This window comes from Flammeovirga aprica JL-4, from assembly GCF_012844305.1.
Classification (GTDB): domain Bacteria; phylum Bacteroidota; class Bacteroidia; order Cytophagales; family Flammeovirgaceae; genus Flammeovirga; species Flammeovirga aprica.
In genome coordinates, this window is record NZ_JABANE010000413.1 from 1 (window position 1) to 564 (window position 564).

Genomic DNA, 564 nt, shown 5'->3' on the forward strand with positions numbered 1-564 from the left:
ATGACATAGCGTTCGCTCATGCTGTCACCTCCGCAAATTCGCTATAAAAGCAGGCGGCACGTTGGCGGTCGCCGAGCAGCGGCGGAATCGCCTCCCGGCAGCGCGCCGTCGCCCGCTCGCAGCGCCCGGCAAAGGCGCAGCCCGCCGGCAGGGCGGCCAGATCCGGCACCTGGCCGGGAATTGAGTACAGCCGCCGACGCCGCTCACCGGGCACCGGTCGGGAGGCGATCAGCCCCCGCGTGTAGGGATGCTGAGGATGCCGTAGCACTTCCGCGGTGGCGCCTTGTTCCACAATTCGTCCGGCATACATCACCACCACCTGCTCGGCCATCTGCGCGATCACCCCCAGGTCGTGGGTAATCAGCATCATCGCCATCTGGCTGGCCCGGGCCCGATCCCGCAGCAAGCGTAGGATCTGCGTCTGCACGGTCACGTCGAGAGCGGTGGTGGGTTCGTCGGCGATCAGCAGTTTGGGCCGACAGCTCAGCGCCATGGCGATCATCACCCGCTGCAGCATGCCGCCGGAAAGCTGGTGAGGATAGCGGGTCATCAGGCTGTCCCCGC

General features: G+C 67.0%; 1 protein-coding gene. It reads right to left on the reverse strand.

The genetic code is table 11. From position 1 onward, the window contains the following. Positions 1-16: 16 nt before the first annotated feature. Positions 17-564: ABC transporter ATP-binding protein (locus HHU12_RS34670; RefSeq protein ID WP_169661237.1), on the reverse strand; the 548-nt coding region annotated here is incomplete at its 5' end.